The sequence below is a fragment of the Neisseria sp. HMSC056A03 genome (assembly GCF_001815685.1).
Lineage (GTDB): Bacteria > Pseudomonadota > Gammaproteobacteria > Burkholderiales > Neisseriaceae > Neisseria > Neisseria subflava.
Genome location: NZ_KV821636.1, coordinates 1 through 6,787, shown reverse-complemented (window position 1 = coordinate 6,787; position 6,787 = coordinate 1). Strand labels below are relative to the sequence as shown.

10 protein-coding genes are annotated in these 6,787 nt (G+C 43.0%); 1 reads left to right on the top strand and 9 read right to left on the bottom strand.

Annotation, left to right across the window (positions count from 1 at the left end):
* The first annotated feature begins 120 nt into the window (after window positions 1-120).
* Window positions 121-1,311: a succinyldiaminopimelate transaminase gene (dapC, locus tag HMPREF3052_RS06575; protein ID WP_070749244.1), complete on the top strand. Its 1,191-nt coding sequence runs from the start codon at window positions 121-123 to the stop codon at window positions 1,309-1,311.
* Between the two features lie 171 nt (window positions 1,312-1,482).
* On the opposite strand, the gene HMPREF3052_RS06570 is transcribed toward dapC, so the two are convergent.
* The 9 genes from HMPREF3052_RS06570 to HMPREF3052_RS06530 form a co-directional block, all read right to left on the bottom strand.
* Window positions 1,483-2,433 carry an IS110 family transposase gene (locus tag HMPREF3052_RS06570; RefSeq protein ID WP_070749243.1) on the bottom strand — a complete coding sequence of 317 codons (951 nt, stop codon included), beginning with the start codon at window positions 2,431-2,433 and terminating at the stop codon, window positions 1,483-1,485.
* 394 nt (window positions 2,434-2,827) lie between these two features.
* The gene (locus HMPREF3052_RS06565) at window positions 2,828-3,184 is read right to left on the bottom strand and encodes a hypothetical protein (RefSeq protein ID WP_070749242.1); all 357 of its coding nucleotides are present in this window, start codon (window positions 3,182-3,184) and stop codon (window positions 2,828-2,830) included.
* Window positions 3,185-3,227: 43 nt separating this feature from the next.
* Window positions 3,228-3,449: a hypothetical protein gene (locus tag HMPREF3052_RS06560; RefSeq protein WP_070749241.1), complete on the bottom strand. Its 222-nt coding sequence runs from the start codon at window positions 3,447-3,449 to the stop codon at window positions 3,228-3,230.
* Between the two features lie 108 nt (window positions 3,450-3,557).
* Window positions 3,558-3,764, bottom strand: coding sequence for a helix-turn-helix domain-containing protein (locus HMPREF3052_RS06555; RefSeq protein WP_070749240.1), 207 nt, complete (start codon window positions 3,762-3,764; stop codon window positions 3,558-3,560).
* Between the two features lie 50 nt (window positions 3,765-3,814).
* On the bottom strand, window positions 3,815-4,339 hold the full coding sequence (locus tag HMPREF3052_RS06550; RefSeq protein ID WP_070749239.1) for a hypothetical protein: 525 nt from the start codon (window positions 4,337-4,339) through the stop codon (window positions 3,815-3,817).
* 71 nt (window positions 4,340-4,410) lie between these two features.
* Entirely contained in the window at window positions 4,411-4,704 is a 294-nt protein-coding gene (locus HMPREF3052_RS06545) for a hypothetical protein (protein WP_070749238.1), read from the bottom strand.
* Window positions 4,705-4,871: 167 nt separating this feature from the next.
* Entirely contained in the window at window positions 4,872-6,044 is a 1,173-nt protein-coding gene (locus tag HMPREF3052_RS06540) for a zonular occludens toxin domain-containing protein (protein WP_070749237.1), read from the bottom strand.
* A gap of 2 nt (window positions 6,045-6,046) precedes the next feature.
* Window positions 6,047-6,328: a DUF2523 family protein gene (locus tag HMPREF3052_RS06535; protein ID WP_070749236.1), complete on the bottom strand. Its 282-nt coding sequence runs from the start codon at window positions 6,326-6,328 to the stop codon at window positions 6,047-6,049.
* 8 nt (window positions 6,329-6,336) lie between these two features.
* A partial coding sequence (locus tag HMPREF3052_RS06530) for an IgG-binding virulence factor TspB family protein (RefSeq protein ID WP_283126964.1) occupies window positions 6,337-6,787 on the bottom strand: 451 nt, incomplete at its 5' end.

Genomic DNA, 6,787 nt, shown 5'->3' with positions numbered 1-6,787 from the left:
GGGGATGTCCAACTTTTGGGGTGCAGTTCACATTTAAACCCTGTTTTCAGACGGCCTTTTTATCCCAATCTATCTAAAAAATGCTAAGATTGTTGCCTGAATTTATCCGGCTGAAACATCATGAACCCATTATTGAACCATCTCAAACCCTATCCTTTCGCCCGCCTGTGTGAAGCTATGCAAGGCATTGATGCACCCGAGGGTGTAACGCCCATTCATCTGCAAATCGGCGAGCCAAAACATCCGACACCCAAAGTCATCACCGATGCGCTGACCGCCTCCCTGCACGAACTGGAAAAATATCCGCTGACCGCAGGCCTGCCCGAACTGCGCCAAGCTTGCGCAGAATGGGTTGCCCGCCGTTATGATGGTTTGAGCCTCAATCCCGACAATGAAATCCTGCCCGTATTGGGCAGCCGGGAAGCTTTGTTCTCTTTTATCCAAACCGTTTTAAATCCGGCTTCAGACGGCCCCAAACCAGTCGTTATCAGCCCCAATCCTTTCTATCAAATTTACGAAGGCGCGACTATTTTGGGCGGCGGCAAAATCCATTTTGCCAACTGTCCTGCGCCCAGCTTCAACCCCGATTGGAGTAGCCTGACCGAAGACGTATGGCAGCGCACCAAAGTCCTGATCGTCTGCTCGCCAAACAACCCGAGCGGCAGCGTCCTGCAATTAGAAGACTGGAAAGAAATCTTTGATTTGCAAGACAAATACGGCTTCGTTATTGCCTCTGACGAATGCTATTCCGAAATCTATTTTGACGGTAACAAACCAATCGGCGGCCTGCAGGCTGCGGCGCAATTAGGACGCGGCACGCGCAACATTATTATGTTCACCAGCCTGTCCAAACGCTCCAATGTCCCCGGTTTGCGTTCCGGCTTTGTCGCAGGCGATGCCGAATTGCTCAAAAACTTCCTGCTCTACCGCACCTACCACGGCAGCGCGATGAGCATTCCCGTCCAACGCGCCAGCATTGCCGCTTGGAATGATGAAGAACACGTCATTGACAACCGCCGCCTCTACCAAGAAAAATTCGACCGCGTCATCCCTATTTTGCAACAAGCATTCGATGTCAAACTGCCTGACGCGTCGTTCTACATTTGGCTGAAAGTTCCCGATGGCGACGACTTGGCATTTACGCGCAACCTGTGGCAGAAAGCCGCTATCCAAGTGTTGCCCGGCCGTTTCCTCGCCCGCGATACCGAACAAGGCAATCCGGGCGAAGGCTACGTCCGCATTGCTTTGGTTGCCGATGTGGAAAGCTGCGTTAAAGCGGCTGAAACCATGGTTGCTTTATACCGCCGATAAAACAAAGATAGTGTATTGCACAGTCAAATATCTTTACATTTCTTGACGTTGTAAGAATACGCACCCCGATTTATTCGGGATGTTTGTTTTGTTTTGAATGGATTTAATGTTTTGATTTATGCTTTATTTTCAATAAATTGAAAATCGCCGGCGAAAGCCAGGTTTAATTTTTTATTTATATCTTTCCACTTGGAAATCTTGGCCGTTCTTCAAAAGTGTGAACGCGATTACCGCCAGTTTGCGCATGATGGCGATTAATATCAGCTTGATATGCTTCCCCTTGTTTTTCAGACGGCCTACAAATTCAGGAAAGGCATTACAACGATATGCGACAACGGCAGGCATATAAAGGCTTTTCCGTATTTCCGAACTTCCTATTTTTGATATTCTGCTTTTGCCGTTTACGCTTGTTCCCGATTGATAATCTCTAGGGTCTAATCCTAGATAAGCCGTGAACTGTTTTGCATTTTTAAATTCATGTCTTTTATAAGTTGATAACAATACGGCCGTTGCTTGCTCGCCTATGCCTGTTATTGTTTTCAGCCTTTTGCGGAGGTTGTTGTAAATTGGATTATCTTTGTAGAACTGGAGTAATTGTTTTTTAACTGTCTGTATTTGTGCTGTCAAGTTTGAAATAGTTGTTCGAATATGGGATTTGATGTAGTCCGGTGCTTCGTGTTGTTTTGCTTTTTCTGTTGCGCGTTGCTGTTTCAGATAGTCTAAATATCGGGCTATTTCTTGTAATTGCTTCTGTTCTTTTGCCGGCGGTTGCCATGCCTTTAATTTGTGCTTTCGGTCTTGGCAATATTGCGCTATCAACTTTGCGTCTTGTATGTCTGTTTTTGATCGTTGTAGTTCTGCTATCGCATAGCCTTTTATCTTTCTTGGATTTTCAACTGTGATTATGTAGCGGTGGTATAGGTATTCGGCCAAAGCTTCATAATATGTGCCTGTTGCTTCGCACACGCAATGGAGCTTATCAGTTACTTTATGACTTTGTAGCCACTTTGTTAATTGTTCAAAACCTCCTTCGTTATTCTGAAACTTCTTCTGATGATTTTGGCCGTCTGCAATCAAACAGCAATCTATTGTGAGCTTTGAAACGTCTATTCCTAAGTACATGGTTTTACCTTATTAATTCGGGCTTTTTGCCCTAGATAGTGTTCAAACTTAAGATGTACAAAAGCCCACGCTTCAATCTTTGTTACAAGCTTACGCTTTGGCCGTACTTTCGAAGTCGTGGGCTTTACTTGGTGTTTCGTCAAACGCCAAGCCCTCAATGGGCTTATTTACTCATTCAGGGCTTGAAGCTCATCGTAAGCTTGCCTTCGGCGACATTCGCCATGTGGCAGGGGTTGGCGCAAAAAACCGCACCAACCCTTCTTTAAAGCGTTTTTGGGTGAGCTAGCGTCAAGGGGTATCCAAAAAGATTTATAAAGACGATAAAACTGTCTTTACAAATCTTTCTGGACGTCCTCCCCCTGACTTGATTAACGGTTGTTTTATTGGTTTAAATTTAATACTGATCTCCATCTTCAGACAACATCAAATCGTCTGCCGTGATTTGGTCGCAGACTTTTTTCAGACTATTCAGCCATTCTTCGGTAACTTCGGGGCGGTTGTTGTCTAAAAAGATAAAGTCCGACAGCCAAAGCCCGATATTCGAGCGGTAGGCGAGACGGCCTGTATTGCTATCTTCGACCATATCGCCGTTAACAGGCTTCGCCGGTATTGTTCCCGTGTATCTGTGATCTAGTGATTTCCGCGCAAGAAAGCGCGGATAACGGGTGTGAACGACAAATTCGTCATTTTCTGCACGGGCTTCACCATGGATAACAGGCGGATACTTGTTAAAAATATTGTTTTTGCTCATTTACTTACCTTTTTATAATAAAGGCCGCTTTTGCGGCCTTTACTTAGCGTTTAATTTCAAAATATTCTTTCTCTTCGTCCCACCTCTCATGGTGAGATACTCTAACAAAGTTTCCGGTGTTATTGATTCTGATCAAGAAGTTTTCCACGCTTTCCTTTTTCCAGAAGCCATTTAATATATAGGTTTCACCTATAGTCTTAAAAGGTTTTCCCTCTGCTTTTCGGGCTTCGTCAATGTAGAATGTTTTAATCATTGTCTTTTTCATGATAATTTCCTTTCGGTATTTTTCCTTGATTCCGTCAAGGTGTCGGTGACAAACCTTATTGTCTGTCCATGTGTGTATATTACCGCTATTTTAGCGGTAATGCAATATTTATTTTGTTAGTTTTTGTAAAAGCTCAAACCATTTTTTTAACGGCATGTCTGTATGGCTTTTGAGATTTATATCGGCCTCCCAGCGTTGAAATCCTGATATTTTTACATCTAATAAATCGGCCGTTTCTTGCTGTGTCAAACCGTATTTTTGGCGTAATCCCTTAAGGTTATATGGGGTATATCCAAACTCCATATTGTTAATCATGATTGTTGCTCCATTAAAAAGCTGACATTTTGCATGCCAGCCGTTACGTGTTATTGCGCGTTATAAGGGGATTTATACAATCTTAAATCAAATGCCGCCTGCTCCTCTAGGTTTGCGGGGCGACTAAAATTAAAATCATCGGGGTTTTCGATTTTGTCCATCAGCTCAGCTACTTTTGAACTGTCGGTTGGAAATTCGCGTCGTTGTACAATTAGCCCGATTGCCTGCATTGGATTGTGTATTGCGTATCTTTCTACATTAGATGGTATTTTTGCCTTCTCTCCATAAATGACAATCAGCAAATCTGCCACAATTTCAAGGGATTTAATTCGTTTAACCTTATCGGTTGGTTCGGTATCTCCTATTAGATGGGTAGGTATGTATTCTAATACCTCCGGCGGTGCTACTATGGCCGCACCTGTTGATGTAGCTAAATTGGCTAAAATCTTTGTCACTTCTGTTGCGGCCGCAAGTGGAGTTAACCCACACTTCACTCCACGCTTAGTTGCTTTGTCTGAAAACAGGTCATAAATATAGCCTTCGCCGCATTTTTCGATGATTAATGTTGCTTTCATTTTTTTGCTCCTATTTGTTTGCCGACACTGCCCGTCGGTATGGGCTGCCACCCCAAAGGGTGGCGGATTAATCAATAAAAAGAATCTTGCAGGACTAAATCATTGCTGCCGTCCCAGTCGCTGATCGCAATGCAGCGACCGTCTTTCGGTGTGTGAAATGTATTAGGATAATAAAAGTGGATTTTTTTGATTCCCCAGCCGTCTTTATATTTGACAGCTTTAAATTCGGGTTGGCTATATTCTCCATGAGCAAGGTAATAAGTGCCTTTGGGATAAAAGTTGCCGTTTGACATTTCTTCCAAATATTTGATATTTCTCAAAAATTCAACGGCTTCTTTTTTTGTATTGAATACTAAGTTTGACATTTTTTAATCCTTTACTTGGTTAATAAGTCCGAACCTCGCCCCGATTCGGTGGGGTAGAAGACCTTGTTGTCTGTCCATATGTGTATATTACCGCTATTTTAGCGGTGTTGCAATAAATATAATGTTAAATTTTGTAAATGTAATCTAAATTTCAGAAAACCTTTACTTCATTCAGTACCGACAACCCCACCGCGTTGTGCAAACTGTTTCCCTGCTTCAACGTAGCCGTCATACATGAGATTTTGGGGACTTTTCCCACCCATCGTAAGGACTTGCCCTTTTTCAGGCTCATAGGCGGTCTGTTGTGCGGTCTGTTGCTGTTGTGCTACCTGTTGTTCGTCCTTGTATGGGTTGAACGGCAATCCGTTTTTGACATAGTCTTTACACATTGCCTTAGTGATTTCTTTCAGCGGTGTACCTTGAGAAGAATAACAGGTACATCCGCTTTTGCCGCCATCGATGCAGCCGACAGGGTACTCAAATGTTTTGACTTGACGGACGCCATTATAGATAGGTTTACTTTCGGGCTTTTCGGCAAGAACTGGCACAAAGTCTTCGGGTTTGAGGTTTTGCCCCTGAATTCCGCTTTGCGGCATCATTTCTTTTTGGCTTTCAGGGTCAAGCGGATTTTTAAAACCTGTATCTTCTTTTTTTTCTTCGGACTGTGCCGTTATTCCTGCTTTTTCTTTATAGCCCTGATACATCTTATAGCCCATAAATCCGACCAAACCTAAGATACACGGCAGGATAAACAACATGGCGATGATGACGTAATACCATCTTGATTTAACGTGCGAATGCGCGGTATGCACTTCGGCGGATTTGTAGTATTCAAAAACCTCTTGTCTGATTTTATGCGAACTTGACAAGGCGTTTCTTGCCTGTTGTGTCGGATTTAAGGCTACTTCGTTCCATTCGAGTCTAGTCAAACCGCCCATTTTGTTTGCAGCTATATGTATATGCTTATTAACTACTTCGCGCAAATTCACATCAAGCAACTTGGCCGATTGTGTGATTAGTATCATGTCAATACCGTAATGGCCATGAATATTCAAAAAGGCAACGTTTTCAGGCATTTTTGAACCGCTGGAACGTGTCGGGAACAGATATTGCACTTCGTCATATATTACGACAGAGCCTATATTTTCTTTCCATTGCAGCCATTCGTGCATGTCTTCCCAGCTATGACCTTCGGGCGGTTTATGATGGTCTATCAAAAGGCCATTGATGTTTGAAAAGATTTTTCTGCCTTTATAAAAATCATCAAACATAAGCAGTTCGACGGCAAAAGCAGTTTTGCCGATTCTTGGTTTACCTGTAATCAGAGTAATAGCTGCCATCTTTAACCTTTCTTGCCGAAGCTTAATTTAGACAAGGTTTTAAAAGTAACGACAAAGGCGAGCATGCCAAACATGATGTTCAAAACAACGCCACCGCCTGCGATATAAAATATTTGGATCGCACCGGCGGGAACCGCCCCCATACTGTTTATAAAATGATTTTTAAGATTACCCATAAGTGCGTCAAAACCGACATAGGTAATGATAGACACCCCTAAGGCAGTCAGGATGTATTTGACAACATGGTTTATCAAATATGGAGCAAGAGCAGCTAAAAATTTCATAAATCCACCTATGCGTTATTTCTTACAACTCTGGCCACAAAGAACGAAGCCACCAGCCAAGCCATTGCGATAATAAAAGGGCGCATCATGGCAGCTAAATTACAAGCCGGCTCAAGACTGATTTTATATTCCGTACCCAAAGCCTGAAACGTTACCGGAGCAGGGCATTCGCCATACTCTTTAAAGGTATTGTCAGGTGTGAAGTTCAAATCAATAGTTTCTTTAGGAATCTCTAAATTTGGTTCTTCTTTTTCGGGCAATTCGTCGCATGCCAAAATATTCGGAAACACTTTACAGAGCAAACCTCCGTCTTCCTTTGGCTTGTCGTCCTCTTTAGGCCTTTCGTCCTTTTTTGGATCGTCTTTGCCGTCAGGTTCGGGTTTATCATCAGGTTTTTTATCAGGCTTTCCATCAGGATTACCATCAGGTTTTTTATCGGGCTTTCCATCGGGATTACTG